This is a genomic window from Rheinheimera sp. WS51, from assembly GCF_050936095.1.
Taxonomy (GTDB): Bacteria; Pseudomonadota; Gammaproteobacteria; order Enterobacterales; family Alteromonadaceae; genus Alishewanella.
The window spans coordinates 25000-44991 of sequence record NZ_JBOTRC010000010.1; the positions used below are offsets into that span (position 1 = coordinate 25000).

Below are 19992 nucleotides of genomic sequence, written 5' to 3' on the forward strand. Positions count from 1 at the left end.
TAATAGCGTTTTTTTGTGTTAAAAGATAGCAAGAAAAGCCCCCTTAAACTCAACTAGTTAGCCCAAGCAACGCAGGTAATGCTAAAACTTATACCCGCAAATCGCGAAAAGTTGCTTTAGCTTTAATTAATTTTTGCCAAGAGATACTGGCCTTTCCTAATACCATAAAGTTTGGATTAGCCAAAGTTTCACGTTGGTTATAACTTAAAGGTGCAAATTCACTATCAAGAATTTGCCCGCCAGCTTCTTCTACAATCACTTGTACTGCACCGGTATCCCATTCACCAGTTGGGCCAATTCGTAAATAACAATCGGCTTTACCCTCAGCGATAAAACAACTTTTTAATGAGCAACTACCTAGTGCTATATAGTCAACATTTTGTTCAGTTTGTAATAAGTTAGTGATTGGCTGCAAAGGCTGACGCCGGCTAACGGCTATTTTTAAACAATCACCTGCCTGATACTGATTTACATTAATTTGTTGGGTCAGTGTTGCATCTTGCTTATATGCGCCATTACCACGTGTAGCGTAATAAAAGACTTGATGTTTCGGCCAGTAAATCACCCCTAAAGCTGGCCAACCATGTTCTACTAACGCGATACTTACCGCAAAGTCACCACTGCGAGCGACAAATTCTTGGGTGCCATCCATTGGATCAATTAGCCAATAACGCGGCCATTGATTACGCTGCGATAACGGCGCTAATACCGACTCTTCAGAAACAATGGGTATTTGCGGAGTCAGCTTAGATAAATGTTCAATAATAATCGCATTCGCAGCCAGATCAGCGGTTGTAACTGGGCTTTGATCAGGTTTTTGTTGCTGAACAAAGTTACCGCTTTGGTATAACTGCCATAATTCTGTTCCAGCTGCTAAGGCTGCGGTTTTAACGGGCTCAAGCAGTTCAGTTAAAAACATCCGGATTCGCTTCCAAATATTGCTGCGCTAATAGTAAGCCGGCAACGCTTCTAGCCTCGGTGAAGTCAGGTTGCAGCAATAACTGCTGGCTATCACGGCGTGACCAGCTTACTAGCTCTAGCGGTTCAGGTTCGTCTCCTGGCAAGGATTCAGGGTATAAGTCAAATGCCAGCACTATATGCATTGTAGCATTAAAGTGACTAGGGGCTAAAGCCAAGGATTTTAAGCTAACAAAACGTTTAGCACCAAAGCCAATCTCTTCTTTTAGCTCTCGATTTGCCGCTTCAAGTATGGTTTCACCGGCATCAATTCCCCCTTTAGGAAACCCCAGCTGGTAATCGTGACTGCCGGCGCAGTATTCTCTGACCAAGTAGAACTGATCTGGATCCGGGCAAGGTATAATCATAACGGCACCATTACCGCCGCCACGAAGTCGCTCATACACTCGCTGCTCACCATTACTAAACTCTAAATCTAATTGTTCTATTTTAAATAATTGGCTTTGTGCCACTAGCTGCTGCTGAAGTATCTGCGGCTTTTGATTTTTAGTTGTCATAATAATCCTATCGCTGCGTCTATAGTCTAGCTCTGTTACAATGCATTAGGTGTACTATAAAACGAATACTAGGAAAAACCTATGCTGCATTGGTCAGAAATTGATACCGTCTTATTAGATATGGACGGTACCTTGTTAGATTTACATTTTGATAATTATTTCTGGCAGTATTATTTACCCAAGCGTTGGGCCCAAACTAGTGGCATTAGTGAGGAGTCAGCACAGCAACAGTTAGCCCAAGAATATACCCGGCTTGCCGGTAAAATAGAATGGTATTGTTTAGATTATTGGTGCCAGCGTTTGCAACTGCCTATAACTGATCTTAAGCGTGAAATCATGGACAAAATTGCCATGCGCTCAGATGCGGCTGTGTTTTTGCAAGCTTTAAAGCAAAGTGGTCGTAAAGTTGTCCTACTTACTAATGCGCACCCTGATAGCCTCGCGCTAAAAGTGGAGCAAACCCCTTTAGCCAGCTACATTGATACTCGGATATCTACCCATCAGTTTGGGGTAACTAAAGAAAGTGTAGTCTTATGGCAAAAAGTTCAGCATCACCTTGGCTTTAATCCAAGCAGAACTTTATTTGTAGATGACAGCTTGCCTATTTTGCAGACAGCTAGAGACTTTGGTATCAAGCATTTGTTAGCCATAGCTAACCCTGATAGCCAGAAAGCCAGTTCTGTTATCACTGATTTTCCGGCAATTACTGACTACAACACTATTATCGCCGATATTTTAAAACCACAGTCTAGCTAAAAATCGCTTATAATTTTAATGTATAGCGGCCATTGCCATCTGGTCGGCCTAAAACAGCCATGGCCTGATGCACTTCTTCAGGTAATGATGACGCAGGTTGTACTGTACCGTCTAACTGCACTCGCTCGCTATTAAAACGAAATGCAGCATCTAGGCCTAATATATTATCTGGCGCGGTTTGCATAACTAAGCTACCGTCGTCACAGCCTAGTGTGGCAAATAAAGACTGCAAATCTAGCCAATTACCACTTAAGGTAAGTAACTTAGCATCTAACCAACTAACATTGCCTTTTAAACTATCGCACACTGGCTCTCCTTGCTTATAATCAGCAATATCCAGTACTACTTCACCTGTTACTTCTATAGGCACTGGCATATCTAACAGTGGCATAACATCAACCGCCTGTAGCCGGAACAAGCTATCTTGTAATGAAAGCCCGAATAGGCTGTAATTTAATGTTGATTTAACATAAGGAAACTGCACTTGCTGACCGTTGCCGCTTGTTATAGCAAACTGAGCTTTACCGGTTATAAGCTGCCAAGGATTAAGCTGCCAGCTAAGGTCAGATAAATACAGCTTTTGAATTTGAATTCCGCTGACTTTACCAGAGGACAAGGTGCCGCTAACATTTCCTAACTGCACGCCTGCTGGAAGAGAGACTAACTTTAACCACCATGCTGCAGGGGCTAATATCAGCATAAACACCACATAACAAACTAAGGTAATGCTGATTAATTTCCACGATTTATTCATTTTATTCAACTACCATCCTGCGTACTTTTACTATACCGGGTTTATCCGCTTCGGTTAGGTCGATACTGATTAACCGTACGCCATGTTGATATTGCAAATCATAAAGCCAAGGCAGCAGTTGCTCAAAGCTAAGCTCTTCCAGCACTAAAGCCAGCTGTTCATTTTGCGGTTGCATCCGGCTAACAGCAATATTTTTACTGCGAGCACTGTTACTAATAATTTGAGCTAAACTGCCACCGCTGCGAATATCATTAGTGCCAGCCGCAAGTAAACCTGGAATGGCTTGCTGTAGCTTCTGTAGTTGTAACTGCGCTGCCGCAACGGCTTGTTGTTTATTCTGCTTTGCTTGATGCAGTGGCTGCCATAATAACCAGTAAAATAAGCCAATTGTTATCACAACACCGGCTAAAGCAACTATGCGCTGCTCACGGACTTGTAAACCTGACCACCAGCTAATCACTTGCTGTTTCATGCTTTACCCCGCATAGCAACACTGCCTTTTACTTTGTCACCGTCATTACTTAATGTGCCTTGATTGACACTAAACCCTGCCTGTTCAAGCTTGCTTTTTAATTGCTCGAAGCTTTGAAAACCACCAGCTTCTGCTTGGAACCTCAATTCAGATAACTTGCTATCAAACCGCATATTCTCAAGCTTAATATCTGGCACCACCGCTAATTGCTGCTGTAATGCAGAGAGCAAACTTAGGAAGCTATGCTCTGCACCCCCGTCGACTTGCGCTAACTTACGCTTTAATTGTAGCGATAAATTAACCACTGACTCTTTAGGGAATGCCTGCTTATATACAGCCATACTTTGCTGCTGAAGCTGTTCTAGCTGACGATTTAATTGATAGTTTTCCATACCCAACTGCAGTAGATATACGCCTAAGCAAGCAACGGCTAATACGGCACTATTGCGCCACACATTTAATGAGCTAGTGCTTTTTCTTTTCGGCTTGTACTCTGCTTGTAACAAGTTAAAATCATTCGTTGTCAGCTGTGTTGCTAATAGGGCTAAAGGCAATTCTGGCTCAGCTAACTGATGCGGATGCATATTATTTACAGGCCAAGGGCTATAACTGGTGATAGCCGGAAGCGTGGCTAAAGCTAAATAGTCTTGCCACCAACTTTGCTCTACCGCTGCAATTTGCCATGGAGCTTGTTTAACCAACCACTGATCATTAAGTTGAATACAAGCTGGTAAGCTTTGCTCTGGTAACAAAAAAGCGTCAGGTATTAATCGGCTGACATTAAAGCCGGCTTGTTGCAGCCATTGTAACCATTGCTCTAGGCGTTTGCGCTGGCAAATAGCCACTTGCTGACTGTACTTACCTTCGTTAACTCTCACTTCACCTAACGCTAGAAACAGCTGTTCAATATCTTCAGCTTGTTCTTCTTCTAACATATAAGGTAAAGCTTGTAGCACTTGGCGATTAGGTTTTGTTGGTAAGATAACCTCTTTTAGCATGACATCTGAGGCAGGCACTAACCCTATTACCTCTCGTTGACCTACTCGCGAGGCTAAATCAGCCAGTTCATCAGCATTAGCAAGCTCGCCACTAGCGATGACCTCATGGTTATGGCTTGCCCAAACCAGCCAGGTCACCTGCTGCTCTGCTTGGCTGCCAAGCCTAATTATTAGTTGTTCACTCACCCATGGTCTCCAAATCGTCGAGCTAGCACTTTAATTTTATTATTATCGTTTTTTCTCAGCACTGACGTTAGCACAAAGCCGGATTCTAAATAAGCTGTTGTTGCAGTTAACATAAAATATTCAGAAGTAAATACCAACATATTTTTGACATCTTCTGGCACCTCAGCGTCTGCTAACTGTGGACTTGCTGTTATTTCTTCAATAGTTGTAAAACCGTCTTCTGGCCGATCTTTAAGTATTTCAATTGCCGCTTCTTCCGTTAATGCGGGAATTAACGCGGCCAATAAAATGGCTGATTCTTCATTTAGCGTATTCACATTCACTAATAAACGGCTATCTTCAGGTATGACACAAATATAGGGGGCTAAAGCTTGGTAGTCTGCCGGTGTTATATCCAAAATCACCCTAAGTTCAGACGGGCTAACCATTAACGTATTCGCTGTATAGTAGGGATATACTAAACTGGCATAGTCATCTTCTTCAGCACTGCCACTGGTCATAAGCAAGCTATCTTCATCTAACCAGTCTGCTATGCGGGCGGTTAAATATTCAGCAGGCATTGTTAAGTCGGGTAGTTTTAATTCTAATAATCGTTGAAACGCTTTTTGAGCCGTATTGAATTCAACGGTCGCCCTATTAGCCTCACCCGAGTTATTTTGTAGCGCATTTAGGTTAAAGCAACTGCGTAAATCTTTAATTTCACCCGAGATAGTACCATTATCAACCGGAAAGGCTGCACCTTGTAAGGCCCAATCCTGATTTAAGTTAACTGTTTTTTCGCCAGCTAAACTGCGCGCTAAAAGCACACGACTAAACTGCTCTGCTGCCATGGCGTACCAAAACGCTTGTGTCTGCTGTTGAATATTCTGTTGCCGCTGTATTTGTAACTGAAGTCTGCTTGTCATAGAGGCCGCTATCACAACAACGATGGCAATGATCATCAGTACCGAAATTAAGGCGACTCCTGTTTGTTTTCTATTCGCCTTAAGCTTATTCACTTCGCGCCGCCTCTGCCGTTAAGCCATCAGGCAACATAAAGATGCGCTCAATTTGGCCTAAATAAGTATGAACTAATATCACCTTTATTGCGCTTGGCATCATACTATCCTGCCATCGCTTTAACCATTTATCGCCATTAAAGTATTCAATTTCAAAACCGGTTAAATCCGTTTGTAATACTTGCACTCGTGGCTCTGTTCCAGTAACAGCATCTGGGTACAAGGTAAATAAGCGCTGTAAACTGCCCTCTTGTAACCGATAAGCTACCGCTTGTAACTCACTACGCGGCAGTATCATGCCAGGATTACGCCAGCCTTGGCGGCTAAAGCTAATGCCATGATCTTCGCTGTTCAACAAATATTGCTCGCCAACTAAGCGATTTTTCTCAGCCGCTTCGCCATTTATCCTGACATGCCTAGCACTAATTTGCATAAAGTCGCGCTCTAGCATTAGCATGGTACGCTGTATTTCAATAAGACGCTGCCCAGACTCGCGCGATAACTCATCACTTTTGCTCACGCTGGTTAATACCGAAATAGACGCTAGGCCAACTAGTGCAAATATGGCAATAGCTAACAACATTTCAATAAAGGTAAAACCACGCCGATATTTAAGCATTAGGCTTACCTTTATAGCTTTGTAAACTATACAAAATATCTTCTGGTTTATCTGCTAAGCTAACCTGAACTTTAAGCAGTCTCAGATCATTATCATCTAGTTTTATATTCTCTAATTGCCAAATCCATTTACGATTACCTTGCTCAACTTCACCTTGCTGTTTTTCTTTACCTGGCCAAGTTGTATCAAGCATGGCAAGCTGCATTTGGTTGCTGGCAATAAAGCCTGCTAAGGTTGAATCTTCTAGAAATGTAATACTGCGAATATGTGCGGATGTCGCCTGCATAATCGCAATACCGGCAGTGGCAAAGATAGCCATAGCAATTAATAGCTCAAGTAGCGTAAACCCTTTGTTTGTTCTGCTGGCTGTCATGGCTGTTCGTTACTGGCGATTGTGCGGGTTAACGGAATAGAAAAATCTGTACTTACAGTGGCATAAATGGGTGATAAGTCACTTTTGTCTATAAAAATCAATTTAAAAGGACTAATTTCACCTGAAGATAGAATAAATACTTGTGGTAATGCGGGCGGTTTTGGTTGTTCTGCGTTGTTATCTTGCTCGTCTTGCCAATCATCCTCATCAATTTGCCAGTCTAAATCACGTAATAAGTTATCTTCAACTGCAGCAAAGCCGTCTAGATCAAGCTCTACTTTCATGTCTTTAGGTAGCTTATATTGGCTTAAACTCTGGGGCTCATCGGCAGGAAACCATTTTTGCTCATTGCTGTTATAGTACAAAAAGCCGTAATAGTCGCCGCTGGTGTAAAAGCCCCATTCTTGTTGTTTTAGCTGGGCTGTTTCAGCTACAAACTGAAATAACTGTTGAAAGCGTAAAGCTTGCTTATCTAATTTTTCTTCTCGGCTTTCACCGTCGTAATTCATCACCACCGCTGTTGCTAACAAGCCAATAAGCAGCATAACCAGCATCACTTCTAATAAAGTGAAGCCGGTATTTTTTGCTTGGCGAACAGCGAGATTACTCATTAGTTATTATTGTTATCTGACTCAAGATCCCAGTTACCAATATCATCGTCTGTACCGGCAGTTCTATCAGGCCCTTTACTTAAAATATCGATGCGGCCAATTTGACCTGGGCTAATTAAAATATAATCTTCACCCCAAGGATCTCTTGGCAAACGTTTAATAAAACCGCCTTCTGGAAAAGCACGTGGAACTGGCTCTGAAGTTGCCTGCTGAACTAACGCATTTAAGCCTTGCTCTGTTGTTGGATAAAAGCCATTACGCAACCGATACATATCTAATACGTTTTCAAGTTGTTGAATATCCACTTGTGTTTTTTGCACATCAGCAGCTTCTTTATTGCCTAATAAGTTAGGCACAACCATACTGGCAATAATACCCAGTATTACAATAACAACCATTACCTCTAACAGGGTAAAACCCTTTTGTTTTAACATGTTACTTTCCTATCATATTGTTGAGTTCTAGTATGGGCAGCAAAATAGACATAACGATTAAAAATACAATTATCGCTAAAATAATTACTACCACTGGTTTGAATATTTCTAGCGATACCGTCATTGTCATTTCAAATTCACGATCTAAATTATTGGCCGCGCGCTCTAACATTGTATCTAATTGGCCACTTTTCTCACCACTGGCTATCATATGCAGCATCATAGGCGGAAATAGCTTAGTCTGGTCTAACGCATTACGTAGTGATGTCCCTTCTCTTACTCTAGCCGTCGCTTCTGATACAGCGTGCTTCATATAAGTGTTGTCGAGTACATCGGCACTAATTCGCATCGCTTCTAGCAAGGGTACAGAACTGGCATTTAATATACTTAAGGTACGTGCAAAACGAGCGGTATTCACGCCTCGAGTTAAACGACCTATAAATTTAATATTAAGGAGCTTTTTATCATAAGCCATTCTTAAAGCTGGCTTTTTAAGTAAACGCTGTGTCGCTATAACAAGTAAAGCAACGGCTAACACTAAAAATAAGCCATAACTTTGGACAAACTCACTCGCGCCTATCATAAACCGAGTTAACGCCGGTAACTGCTGGCCCATATACTCAAATTGCTCGGTGATTTTTGGTACCACAATCGATAATAAAACACCGATAATCAAGATGGATACAACTACCATGACTATCGGGTATATTGATGCCATTAAAATCTGGTTACGCATATGTTGACGTTGTTCAGTGTAATCCGCCAAACGATTTAGCACCTGATCTAAATGGCCCGATTTTTCACCGGCGGCTACCATAGAACGAAATAGGTGATCAAATACATGCGGAAATTCTGCTAAGGCTTCGGCTAAGCTATAGCCTTCAACAACCTTAGAGCGTACTGTCATCATCATATTTTTTAAACGTGGCTTATCGCATTGTTCAGCGACAGCTAATAAGGCGCTTTCAATAGGTAAGGCTGCTTCAACTAAGGTAGCAATTTGCCGCGTAATTAATGCTAATTCTGTTGTTGAAATCTTTCGTTTAAACCATTGTTTACCAGAGGCGAGTAGCTTTTCTTGCTGCGAGGCTAAACTAACACTGATAGGCGTTAGTTTTTGTTCACGCAATAGACTACGTGCATGCCTGGCATTATCAGCTTCTAGCACACCTTTAGTCGTCCGTCCTTTTTCGGTTAACGCTTGATATTCAAAAGCTGCCACTAAACATCCTCTCGCGTTACACGCAATACTTCTTCAAGTGTAGTGATCCCCTTTAGCACTTTACTAAAGCCATCAGAGCGAATGCTTGGGCTATGCTTACGTACGTATTTTTCTATGGCTTGCTCGCCTTTGCCATTGTGGATTAACTCACGAATATGCTCATCAACTTGTAGTAGTTCGTGAATACCCGTACGGCCGCGATACCCAGTAAGGTTGCAATGTTCACAGCCTTTAGCCCGATAAATAATACTATTACTGGCGTCGCTAATATCAAGAAGTCGGCTTTCTTCCGCATCCGGCTGGTGCGGTTGCTTACAGTGATCACACAAGGTGCGCACTAAGCGCTGAGCTAAAACACCTAACAGGCTAGACGAAAGTAAGAAGGCTTCTACCCCCATATCTTCTAGCCGGGTAATAGCTCCAGCCGCTGTATTAGTATGTAAGGTTGATAAAACTAAGTGCCCAGTTAAACTGGCCTGTACAGCAATTTGTGCGGTTTCTAAATCACGAATCTCACCAACCATGACGACGTCTGGATCCTGACGTAAAATTGCCCGCAAACCACGAGCAAAGGTCATATTAACTTTACTGTTAACCTGTGTTTGGCCTATACCTTCTAGCTCATACTCAATAGGATCTTCAACCGTTAAGATATTTCTATCTTTAGTATTAATATCCGTTAATCCGGCATAGAGGGTGGTACTTTTACCCGAACCGGTTGGCCCTGTTACCAAAATAATACCGTGAGGTTTTAAAATTAAATCAGCGAAAGCCACCTGAACTGACTGTGTCATGCCAAGATCAGCTAGGTTTAAGTGCGAGTTATTTTTGTCTAATAAACGCATTACCACCCGTTCACCATGACTAGAAGGCATAGTTGAAACCCGAACATCAACCGCTCGTCCAGCTATGCGCAAGCTTATACGGCCATCCTGTGGTAAACGTTTTTCAGCAATATCTAACTTGGCCATAACCTTGATACGAGACACTAATAAGCTTGATAAGCGCCGGTTGGGCCGTAAAACTTCGCGTAAAATACCATCAACCCTAAAGCGAATAATTAATGATTTTTCAAAGGTTTCTACATGGATATCTGAGGCACCTAGTTTAATCGCCTCGCCTAACATGGCGTTAATTAACTTAATAATAGGTGCATCATCTTCGTTTTCTAATAAGTCTTCCGTTTCTTGAATATCATCCGCTAGCGAGGCTAAATCAACTTCCTTACCAATATCTTCCATTAACTGCTGCGCTTCTGACGAGTCGCGCTGATAACTGGCTTCTAATAAAGCTTCAAATTCTTCAGCCGATAAACGGTTAATAGAAAAAGACTCAGCCAACATCCGCCGCACTTCTAACACGGCTTGAGCCGACGTTTCAGGGTGTACTGACAACAACCAACCCTCTTTTTGTTGCTGTAATAACACCCCATGACGCTTAGCAAAACCAAAAGGCAACCGGATCCGGCTACTTACTGGCTTAATTTCCTCAGCCTCGAGCAGCTGATCTAGCTCTTCCATATGCTCCATTAGTCTTGCTTTCCTTCAACATTCTGAGCTGGCAAGCCTTCTTTTTGTTCAGACTGCATATATTCATCAAAGGTCGGTGGCAACTCTAATGAGTCGTTCCACTCTGGCAATACAACTTGTTTAGATCGTGGCATTAAGCGAATACCTTCTTCTTCACGCTTTAACTGCTCGGCGCGAATATAGTTGTATTTTGTTTTAGATATGCCAGAAATAGCTGAGCCTTCACGAACTATGGTTGCCTTAATAAACACCATTAAGTTACGTTTTTGCTTCGTTACGCTAGTAGATTTAAATAAATGACCTAAAATTGGAATATCTCCCAATAATGGCACTTTAGATTCGCTTTCTTGCACGTCTTCATCAATTAAACCGCCTAGCACAACAGTGGCGCCATCATCGGCCATAACCGTTGTTTTAATTTCACGCTTGTTAATTGTAATATCAACTGCAGTAGCGCCACCAATGCTTGAAACTTCCTGCTCTATGGTTAACTGAACTGCATTACCTTCATTAATTTGTGGCGTAACTTTTAACTTAATTCCCACTTCTTGACGTTGCACTTGTTGAAATGGGTTAGTGTTATTCGCACCGGTAGTTGAGCCGGTAATAACCGGCACTTCTTGGCCAACTAAGAAAAAGGCTTCTTGGTTGTCCATCGTAGTAATATGTGGCGTGGCAAGTACATTCGAATTGGTACTAGTGCGTACGGCTTGTATTATCGCGGCCCAGTCGCCTTTATAGAAACCCATCATGGCGCCATTCAACCCTTGTAGCGCAGCAGCTAGAACACTATAGTCACGATTACTATCTGCTGTTGTGGTTGTAATTAATTCACCTGTAGTGGGATCACGCGAAGTGGTAGTCGTACCGCGAGTGACTTGCGACGCAACTGCTGCGCCAGCTGCGACATCAATAATAGAAACCGTGTTACCATTATTAAAGTTTGTACCGCCGCCATTTGCATTAAGCCATTGCACGCCTAAATCGGTACCATCACCTTCAAATACTTCTACGATAATAGCTTCTACTAGTACTTGAGCACGACGAATATCTAGTTGGCGTAACACTTCTTCTAAAGAGCGCATCATATCGGGTTGCGCAGTGATAACTAGGCTATTGCTATCGTTATGGGCTTCAATACTAATAGAGCGTGTGCCACTATTAGCCGAGCGCCTGGCACCAGCAGGACCACCTGCGGCAGATTGCCCACCTTCTACTTCGGCGACAATAGACTCACTTACCCCTTTTAATACTGGTACTAATTCTTCTGCTTTAGCGTATTTGAGATAGAAAACGCGCGTATTGCCACTCGTTTTAAGCTCTGAGTCTAGCCGTTTAGCTAATTCAATTACCCGTTGTCTTGCTTGCAATTCACCACTGACAATCACGCTATTCGTGCGTTCATCAGCAACAATCCTTGGCACTAAGAAGTCAGGCTGGTCACCCCTGCCTTGGCTTTTATAGATGCTCTCTAAAATACGGACAATTTCTGGGGCAGAGGCATATTCAAGTTTTACAATTTCTAACTCTTGATCACCGGCTTTATCTACCCGCTGAATAATATCGACTAAGCGATTCACTACAGCCGCGGGCCCTGTCATCATAATTACGTTAGATGGGTCGTAATGCACGACATGACCACCACCGGCTTGGTTGCTGAATTGACGTAATAATGGCGCAAGATCTCGCACAGATACGTTGCGTACAGGCACCACTCTGGTGACCATTTCATCACCTTGGCCTGGGTACTCATCGCTTACTACAGGAATATTGCTGGTCTTTGCATCTTTGTTCCTTACTACTTTTAAGATGCCATTTTCCATTTCTACTACGGCAAAACTATACACTTCCAGCACATTTAGAAAGAACTGATAGTATTGCTGCTCGTTAAGCATCTCGTAACTACGAACATTGATGCGGCCACGGACTTGTGGATCAACAATAATGGTTTTCTTTAAGTTCATACCAACGATATTAATAAACTCGTTGATATCAGTACCTTTAAAGTTTGGTGAGTACATCACAGGCTCGTCTGCAATTACGCTAGCGCTAGGAGCCACGATTGCAAGAGAGGCCGCAACTAAAATGCTGGCCATTGTGCGGCGTGAAAGTAAAGAAAGCTGCAATGATTTCATTAAATTATAACCAATTAGTTGTTATTATTATTGCGAAAGATTTACTAGAATATCTCTAGTTTCCCCATCTCGTTCTATTTTTATTGAGGCTTCTTGGGCATTACGAAGCTCATTTATCGCGCCCATTGCCTGCTGCATATCATCTAAACGTATACCGTTTATTTCAACGGCTAAATCACCTGCTTGCAAACCTAATTGCGCAAATAACGCAGGGTCTTTACCTGGCGTTAATTTATAACCAATTAATTGGCCTTTATCTCGCTCTGGTGATACACGAATATAATCAAAAAACTTCATCGGCTCTTTCATTAATTCTTCTCGATGCTCTACCAGTAAATCATTTACCTCTACCGGAGCCATCATATCAACTGTAGGAGCCGCATTTAAACCTGGCGGCTCATCACTAAAGTCATCACTGCGTCCTAAGCCGACATTAGCTTGGGTAACCTTGCTATACTCCATCCCATCTAGCATTAACGTTTCATAAGCGCCTGCTTGTTGAATCAAAACTCGGTCATAAAGTACTTGTTTTAATACGGCGTTAGTCCCTTCGATTGTATCGCCTATAGCATAAGTAGCTTCAACACCTCGACTATCGATAATGGCACTGCCTACGTCTGGCGCATCGCCTATAGCAACTAACCCGGTTAATTTAACATTTAACTTTGTTTTAGGCGCTTCGGTAACAACCTCTACTGGAGCGGCTTTGTCAGTTTTAGTTTGTTCAGCTTTACCAAATAAAGAAAAACTAACTAACGTCGTTAGATCAACTTGGTTATTTTTATTAACAGTGAATCGCGCTGCAGGGGGGACCAATGTCTCAGTGCTAACCGGCATTGGCACTAACTGCCAACTAAGCTGCGCCAATAGCCATGCCAATAAAACGCATAACAGCGCATTTAATAGCATCCGAAAGTTTTTTAGTGGCATTTTTTGTAACTGATGCCCGATTTTTTCTAGTTTTAATAACGGCTTCATTACGCACTTCTATTTTCAATTCGTTTTTATCTTACCCAGTTGTTTCGTTAGCAACAAGACCGAGTGTGTTTTTTTACAATAAAGTAACCCTGTTTTTTTAGGAATTTGCCCACATATAGTATGCTAGACGCTATAATAGCTAATTTAGGGTGGTAAATAGATTACCTACTATGCAGCAAAATACTAAACACACAACTGCCGAAGCGCCTTTAGTCCGCCTAGATAAATGGCTATGGGCATGTCGCTTTTATAAAACCCGCGCACTTGCAAAAAGCATGATCGAAGGCGGTAAAGTACATTATAATGGTCAGCGCTGCAAAGCTAGTAAAACTGTTGAAATAGGTGCAACAGTAAAAGTAACTCAAGGTACCGATGAAAAGCTGGTAATAGTTGAAGCCTTATCAGAAAAGCGTTTATCAGCGCCATTAGCACAAGCTTTGTATACTGAGACCGCAGAAAGTGTAGACTTACGTTTACGCCGGGCCGAATTACGCAAAACGAATTCTTTATTCGCGCCACACCCTGACACTAAACCCGATAAAAAAGAGCGGCGTCAGCTACTCTTATTAAAATCACAGCAGTAAGAGAATACAATGACTTCAGATAATTTATACCGTTTCCTATTTCAAGATAAACATGTCCGTGGCGAGCTTGTTCAGTTATCAGCTAGCCTAGATAACATGTTGTTGAATCATGATTACTCCTTACCTGTAAAAAAGTTATTAGCTGAGCTTGTAGCCGCAACCAGTTTGCTTACTGCTACGCTTAAGTTTGAGGGTGAAATTGCAGTACAGGTGCAAGGCGATGGTCCGCTGCGTTTTGCTGCGGTAAATGGCAGTGATCAACAGCAATTTCGCGGCATTGCTAGAATGCAGTCTGAGTTACAAGGCGATAGTTTTCGTGAACTTGTTGGTAACGGCCATATGCTTGTTACTATTACGCCAAATCAAGGGGAACGCTATCAAGGCATTATTCCATTAACCGGCGATAGTTTAACCCATACCCTTGAAACCTATTTTGCTCAATCGGAACAGTTGCCTACTCGCCTTTACCTATATACCGACATCCAAAGTGAACACTGCCGTGCTGCTGGCTTTATGCTGCAAGTACTACCTGTTAATCAGCAGCAAGCCAAAATTGATTTTGAAGAGTTAACTATATTAAGCAATACACTTACAGCAGATGAGACCTTAAACTTACCCGTTGAAAAATTGCTTTATCGGTTATATCACGAAGAAAACATTGAATTATTTAACCCTCAAGCGGTTAGTTTTGTTTGTGGTTGTTCAAGAGAGAAATCTGAAGCTGCTATTATAAGCTTAGGCAAAGAAGTGATTAACGAGCATATAGCAGAAGGAAAATTAGAGATAAGTTGTGATTATTGCCAAAATAACTATGTGTTTAATCAAGCAGATTTAGAGCAAATAAGTAAAAAGCTTGATGATTAAAGCAATGCTTATGCTGCAACTTCACTAACAATGGGTTTAACGCTCCCCCTAGCAAGCCGCTATACACTGCCAACAGTCTGTATAGCGGCCTTGCTTTGCCTACTGTTTATGTTACCCAACACATTGCTTGACTGGTTAACCTATGACCGTGCGGCATTAGACGCTTTTCAATGGTGGCGGCTACTAACAGGGCAATTTATCCACCTTCGTCTGCATCATTTATTACTCAACCTAGCGGGGTTGTCCGTAGCCTGGTTATTATTTGCTGAGAATCTTGCAGGTTTTCGGTACCTATGGCTCCTGCCCATTATTGCACTGAGTTGTAGTACAGGTATGCTTTTCTTTGCTCCAGAAATTAACTATTACATTGGTTTTTCTGGTGTGCTCTACGGCATATTTACTTGGGGCGCAGCACAAGATGTTATGCAGCAAAAAACATTTTCACGCTTAATACTGATGGCCATTATTGCAAAAGCAACTTATGAGTTTTTTATTGGTCCACTTCAAATTACGGCTATAAATGCAAATCCGTTAGCAACCGCAGCGCACTTTTTTGGTGTCGCAAGTGCGCTATGTATTGCTTGTTGTCATTACTTATTCGGTCGCATATTCAACCGGAACACATAGATCTTTATCTAAAATTGCTGTCAGCTTAGGTTGCACGTCACAGCTTAACTGGTCTTTACTACGTTGCGACATCACTAACTGATTATACTGTTCAACTAAGGGCGCTAGTGCTTTCTCATTTGTATTTTCAGTTGAATACAGCAGTTGTTTAGGTGCATGTTCGCAGTCTGCGCTTTTTAAAGTAATAATCTTGCAACTTGATTCAGCAAGCGCTATGGGACTATTAATTAACGTCTTAATTTCACTTTCTAATTCTTTAAGTTGCTGTACTGTATTTTGCTGTTCTTTTAGTTCAGTTTTTGGCTGACACCCTATGAAAAGCAATATTGCTACCATAGCAACAATAGTCACTAGTTTATTTTGTGTTGTTACCATTTATTTTTCCTTTTATTACTCAATCAAAAAAGGGGCTAAAAGCCCCTTTTTTATATTACTGCTAGAAAACTAAATTAGTTTACTTAGCAGCTGTACGGCGACGGCGTAACCATACTAATGGTAAAGCAAACAATGCCATTACAGCACCAAAGCTACCTTCATACCATTTTTTGCTACTCTTAGGAGGTGTTACAGAAACATCGATTGAAACCGTTGCTTCATTGGTTTTAACACCTTCAGCATTAGCTACATAGTAAGTAAATGTATCAACACCACCAAAGTCAGCATTGGCAGTATAACTAAAGCCGACTACTGTCTCTTCATCTTCATCAGATGTTGTCGTAATTGGCGTTAATGTACCATTCGCAGGGTTAGTGGCAATTGTAATCACTGCATCTTCTGCTGGTAAAATATCAAATGGCTTAATTGCTCTAAGTGTATCTTCACTTGTTGTTAAGCTCACCTCAGATAATAAACGCTTAGTACCAGTAGTAAATTCAGTTGATAAATCAATTGCAACTGGATCTTGCTCAAAGGTTTCAACACTAACATCGTTAGCAGTACCAAAACTCACTTCCGCCAGATCATAATTAACAACAACCGAGCCTTTAGCTCCTTCTACCATATTAGCGCGTAAAGCTTGACCTGATACCGGAGCCGTACCTTCACCATCATAGTAATAAGAAGTACCTTTAGTCCCTGTGATATCTTCTATACCAACAGTTGCCCAGGTTGGCATAGCCGGCATATCAATGTAGTTAAAGTAAACTTCCTCAGTACCTAACTTAATCCAGATTGAGAAAGTAAAACGATCTGCAGTTGGGTCAACAATTGGATTATAGTCGTCATCAAATTGAGCTTCAGTTACATCTTCCCACTCCATAACAAACCAAGTAGTGTCTTCATCTTCTGTAAGAAGATTATAGTTCGCCTGACCACCGTATTCAGCACCGATAATTAAATCAGCCCATAACGGCGCAATCATAGCATTAATATCATCAGCGTTAGGCAGCCTTTCATTGATATATGAAAGTGTATAGTCTTGCGGTGCAGCTGTAATAAAGCCATTAGGTGAAATGGTCATAGCTTCAACTAACTGACCGTTCCAAATAAAGCCACCATAATTACCGATAGGGAAATCAAACGGAGTTTCATCACAACGTGAACTTTCACATGGCAGCGTTGGCGAGTCAGCAACTATATCTGATAATTTTTGACCCGCAAATGGGAACTCTGGTGCACTTTCTATCGACTGTACACCTGGATCATTACTAATAGTACCAGTCCAAGTAATAACGCGCTTATCTTCTGAAATCGTTAGATCAATCTCTTCAGCCATTACTTTGTCAGTAACTACTGATTCATCAACTAAGTTCGTTCCCTCTGGAATATTAACAGTTAGGGTAACAGCCTCATCAGTACCACTATAGCCTGCGCGCGCATTCATGCTTACGTTGTTACCGGCAGTAACTTCACCTGCAGTAAGGGTTGTGGTGATAATGCTGCTGTCGTCACTTTGTTTTGCCATTACAGCAATAGGTAAATGAGCTGCAGGATATTGACCTGAAGCATCAGTAAAGACCACTTGACCAAACTGCCAGCCAATATCAGCATAACGCGAGTCAACTGTTACTGTGAAAGTTGCAGTACTTGCTTCTTCTTCAGTTTCACCCTTAGCTGAAAGCATAATAGTAGGCGTAGATACTTCACCCGTTAATTTATCACTGGCAAACTCTAACGTCGCGGTCCACTCGCCATCTTCTGGCATTAAGTTGGTTACTGTGCGCTCAAAGCTACAAGTTGCAATACAGCTTGTTGATACAATTGATGGCTTATCAAAGCTGATAGCCGTATTGTTAGCTGCTTCAACATCCAATAAACCCGCACCACGATCAAATGGCGTGGCGGCCTCAACTAAATCTTCCATCTTAACCGCAGGGTTACTAGAGGTCATTAAGATAGATTTAATTTGGAACGCATTTAGCTCTGGGCGTAACTGGCGTAATAATGCTGCAGCACCCGCAACATGTGGGCTGGCCATAGAAGTACCAGAAATAACACCATACTGCTCTTCACCATTGCTAGGTGTGTAAGCTGATAAAATATCAGAGCCTGGAGCAGCAATATCTGGTTTTAAGAAACTGTTATCACCATTAGGGCCTCGAGAACTAAAGTCTGACATAGCATTAACTGCTGCAGTATTAGTTAACTTTAAGCTTTTAGTGATAGTCGCTTCATCACCTTCTTGCCAAGCCGCTAACATAGCCTCACCATCTGCTTGTAAAATAGATACACTTGGTAAGGTTGCGCCTGGCATAGACATTAAAATTACACCTGGGGCATTATTCGCTAAGATCATACCAACAGCGCCTGCAGCTTGAGCATTTTCTGCTTTTTGAGTAAAGCTACACTCACCACGAGAAAGTAAAACAATCTGATCAGTTAATGACTCTTCAGGGAAAGGTGCACAACCAAGGCCATTTTCTTCATCAACATTGATAGCTGGCATTAATGTTGCCGTAATATCTTCTGTAATTGTAAAGTCACCAGTACCAAGACGGGCAGGAATATTGTCTGCGCCAGGTCCGCTAACTAAATGACCAAAGCTACGACCAGTTTGCGTACTTGCTACAGTAATACCTGCTTCAATACAGCCTGGGCAACCAATTGTTTGAGCACCTGGACCATCGTTACCTGCTGCTGTAACTAACACCACACCTGCTGCTTCAGCATTGGTAAATACATCTTTATACCAACTGTTTTCAGGGTGGCCACCAGCACCGCCGCCCCAAGAGTTATTAATAACATCTGCACCATCGGCAACAGCGTCTTCTAAAGCTGATAATAAGTTAATACCTGAGCCGGTACCCCTTCCTTCAGGGTTAACGAATAATGCTTTATATACCATGAGTGTCGCGCCTGGTGCTACACCAGAAAAATTAACATCAACCCCCACGTAATTAGTACTTACTGCATTACCTACCGCTGTACCCGCAACGTGAGTACCATGACCACCTAAATCTAGTGGTGTCATTGTTTCATCAGGATGCACAGCACTTGTTGGCGCGTAGTAACGTGCTAATACTAATTTATCATTACAAAAATCAGGATCTGTAACTGAGCAATAATCATCCGTCGGTAAGCCTTCTGGGCGTGTATGGCCATTGCTTGCAAACATTGGGTGTTTGGCACGAATACCGCCATCAATTACAGCAACCTTAACACCTTCTCCAGCACGATCACGATCGCCAATTTGATCCCATACTGCTGGCGCATTAATTAAATCTAAAGATGCGTCCATATGAGCGTAAAAAGTTTCGTTTTCATATACTTTTTTAACGCCAGGTACAGATTGCAGCTGTGCCTTTACATCAACATCGCCTGGGAAGCTGACAATTAAACCGTTTAAAGTAAGGCTAACGCTACGCTGCACATTTAATGAAGGAAACTTAGACTGTAAGGCTGAAGCCACTTCAGCTTGGCGAGCCTTTAAATATTCGCCATAAGCTACAGCTTCAACTGACTGAGTGTCTAAATAATCTTTATTAGTAAATTCTTTGCTAGTTGGGGCATAACCACGTACACCACCGCTATATGTAGAAACAGGCGCGTCTTCTAATTGAACAATATAATACGTTGGATACTGACGTTCAGCGGCTGTTCTTGCTACTTTTTTATAATTGGTATCAAGTTGCGTTTGTACTGGACCTGCATTCATAGGTGAAGCCGTTAACGTATTTGCTAACGTGCCATAAGAAATTGTTGATGCAACAAATGCGGCTAACACCGTCATTTTTGGCAGTGCCCTGGATTTAGACTGCATAATTTTAAAACCTCTTTTTATTATAATTTTTAAATCAGGCTATATAGTGATATTGCTTAAAAGCTTGTACATTCTGCGATGCATCACTTTTTACAATCTAGCGCCTCACTAGACCAAGATTTAATTAAACTGTTAACAACAGCTATGTTTTTTACAACACAGATGTATTTGATATCATA

At 41.8% G+C, this 19992-nt stretch carries 20 protein-coding genes; 4 read left to right on the forward strand and 16 right to left on the reverse strand.

Going from position 1 to position 19992, the window contains the following annotated elements; translation table 11 throughout:
* Positions 1–88: 88 nt before the first annotated feature.
* Both cysQ and nudE read right to left on the reverse strand, forming a co-directional pair.
* On the reverse strand, positions 89–919 hold the full coding sequence (cysQ, locus tag ACRCA4_RS11550) for a 3'(2'),5'-bisphosphate nucleotidase CysQ (RefSeq protein WP_433188583.1): 831 nt from the start codon (positions 917–919) through the stop codon (positions 89–91).
* Entirely contained in the window at positions 906–1475 is a 570-nt protein-coding gene (gene nudE, locus ACRCA4_RS11555; RefSeq protein WP_433188586.1) for an ADP compounds hydrolase NudE, read from the reverse strand. The genes cysQ and nudE overlap by 14 nt, the downstream gene beginning before the upstream one ends.
* A gap of 81 nt (positions 1476–1556) precedes the next feature.
* Between nudE and yrfG the strand changes: the two genes are divergently transcribed.
* Positions 1557–2231: a GMP/IMP nucleotidase gene (gene yrfG, locus ACRCA4_RS11560; protein WP_433188589.1), complete on the forward strand. Its 675-nt coding sequence runs from the start codon at positions 1557–1559 to the stop codon at positions 2229–2231.
* A 7-nt stretch (positions 2232–2238) separates the two neighbouring features.
* On the opposite strand, the gene ACRCA4_RS11565 is transcribed toward yrfG, so the two are convergent.
* Genes ACRCA4_RS11565 through gspC form a run of 12 tightly spaced genes read right to left on the reverse strand, consistent with a single transcriptional unit; the run spans position 2239 to position 13540 of the window.
* Positions 2239–2985 carry a type II secretion system protein N gene (locus tag ACRCA4_RS11565; RefSeq protein WP_433188592.1) on the reverse strand — a complete coding sequence of 249 codons (747 nt, stop codon included), beginning with the start codon at positions 2983–2985 and terminating at the stop codon, positions 2239–2241.
* Between the two features lies 1 nt (position 2986).
* Complete coding sequence (gspM, locus tag ACRCA4_RS11570) at positions 2987–3457, reverse strand: type II secretion system protein GspM (RefSeq protein ID WP_433188595.1); 471 nt, start codon at positions 3455–3457, stop codon at positions 2987–2989.
* Entirely contained in the window at positions 3454–4641 is a 1188-nt protein-coding gene (gene gspL / locus ACRCA4_RS11575) for a type II secretion system protein GspL (RefSeq protein ID WP_433188597.1), read from the reverse strand. The genes gspM and gspL overlap by 4 nt, the downstream gene beginning before the upstream one ends.
* Positions 4638–5639 carry a type II secretion system minor pseudopilin GspK gene (gene gspK / locus ACRCA4_RS11580; protein ID WP_433188600.1) on the reverse strand — a complete coding sequence of 334 codons (1002 nt, stop codon included), beginning with the start codon at positions 5637–5639 and terminating at the stop codon, positions 4638–4640. Before gspK ends, gspL begins: the two co-directional genes overlap by 4 nt.
* Positions 5632–6258, reverse strand: coding sequence for a type II secretion system minor pseudopilin GspJ (gspJ, locus tag ACRCA4_RS11585; RefSeq protein ID WP_433188603.1), 627 nt, complete (start codon positions 6256–6258; stop codon positions 5632–5634). The genes gspK and gspJ overlap by 8 nt, the downstream gene beginning before the upstream one ends.
* Positions 6251–6631: a type II secretion system minor pseudopilin GspI gene (gspI, locus tag ACRCA4_RS11590; protein WP_433188607.1), complete on the reverse strand. Its 381-nt coding sequence runs from the start codon at positions 6629–6631 to the stop codon at positions 6251–6253. The genes gspJ and gspI overlap by 8 nt, the downstream gene beginning before the upstream one ends.
* Positions 6628–7242 carry a type II secretion system minor pseudopilin GspH gene (gene gspH, locus ACRCA4_RS11595; protein WP_433188609.1) on the reverse strand — a complete coding sequence of 205 codons (615 nt, stop codon included), beginning with the start codon at positions 7240–7242 and terminating at the stop codon, positions 6628–6630. The genes gspI and gspH overlap by 4 nt, the downstream gene beginning before the upstream one ends.
* Complete coding sequence (gene gspG / locus ACRCA4_RS11600; protein WP_433188612.1) at positions 7242–7676, reverse strand: type II secretion system major pseudopilin GspG; 435 nt, start codon at positions 7674–7676, stop codon at positions 7242–7244. The genes gspH and gspG overlap by 1 nt, the downstream gene beginning before the upstream one ends.
* A 1-nt stretch (position 7677) precedes the next feature.
* A complete protein-coding gene (gene gspF / locus ACRCA4_RS11605) occupies positions 7678–8898 on the reverse strand; it encodes a type II secretion system inner membrane protein GspF (RefSeq protein ID WP_433188615.1) in 1221 nt (406 codons plus the stop codon).
* Positions 8898–10418 carry a type II secretion system ATPase GspE gene (gspE, locus tag ACRCA4_RS11610; RefSeq protein ID WP_433188822.1) on the reverse strand — a complete coding sequence of 507 codons (1521 nt, stop codon included), beginning with the start codon at positions 10416–10418 and terminating at the stop codon, positions 8898–8900. The genes gspF and gspE overlap by 1 nt, the downstream gene beginning before the upstream one ends.
* Positions 10419–10426: 8 nt before the next feature.
* Positions 10427–12562, reverse strand: coding sequence for a type II secretion system secretin GspD (gene gspD / locus ACRCA4_RS11615; protein WP_433188618.1), 2136 nt, complete (start codon positions 12560–12562; stop codon positions 10427–10429).
* Between the two features lie 27 nt (positions 12563–12589).
* Positions 12590–13540, reverse strand: a complete 951-nt coding sequence (gspC, locus tag ACRCA4_RS11620) for a type II secretion system protein GspC (protein ID WP_433188621.1) — start codon at positions 13538–13540, stop codon at positions 12590–12592.
* A gap of 170 nt (positions 13541–13710) precedes the next feature.
* On the opposite strand from gspC, the gene hslR reads away from it, so the two are divergent.
* From hslR to rrtA, 3 genes are all read left to right on the forward strand, one after another.
* Complete coding sequence (gene hslR / locus ACRCA4_RS11625; protein WP_433188624.1) at positions 13711–14124, forward strand: ribosome-associated heat shock protein Hsp15; 414 nt, start codon at positions 13711–13713, stop codon at positions 14122–14124.
* Between the two features lie 9 nt (positions 14125–14133).
* Positions 14134–14988 carry an Hsp33 family molecular chaperone HslO gene (gene hslO, locus ACRCA4_RS11630; protein ID WP_433188627.1) on the forward strand — a complete coding sequence of 285 codons (855 nt, stop codon included), beginning with the start codon at positions 14134–14136 and terminating at the stop codon, positions 14986–14988.
* Between the two features lie 108 nt (positions 14989–15096).
* Positions 15097–15615, forward strand: coding sequence for a rhombosortase (gene rrtA / locus ACRCA4_RS11635; protein WP_433188630.1), 519 nt, complete (start codon positions 15097–15099; stop codon positions 15613–15615).
* On the opposite strand, the gene ACRCA4_RS11640 is transcribed toward rrtA, so the two are convergent.
* Positions 15583–15990, reverse strand: coding sequence for a hypothetical protein (locus ACRCA4_RS11640; protein ID WP_433188633.1), 408 nt, complete (start codon positions 15988–15990; stop codon positions 15583–15585). The genes rrtA and ACRCA4_RS11640 overlap by 33 nt on opposite strands.
* A gap of 79 nt (positions 15991–16069) precedes the next feature.
* On the reverse strand, positions 16070–19813 hold the full coding sequence (locus ACRCA4_RS11645) for a S8 family serine peptidase (RefSeq protein WP_433188635.1): 3744 nt from the start codon (positions 19811–19813) through the stop codon (positions 16070–16072).
* Positions 19814–19992 lie beyond the last annotated feature (179 nt).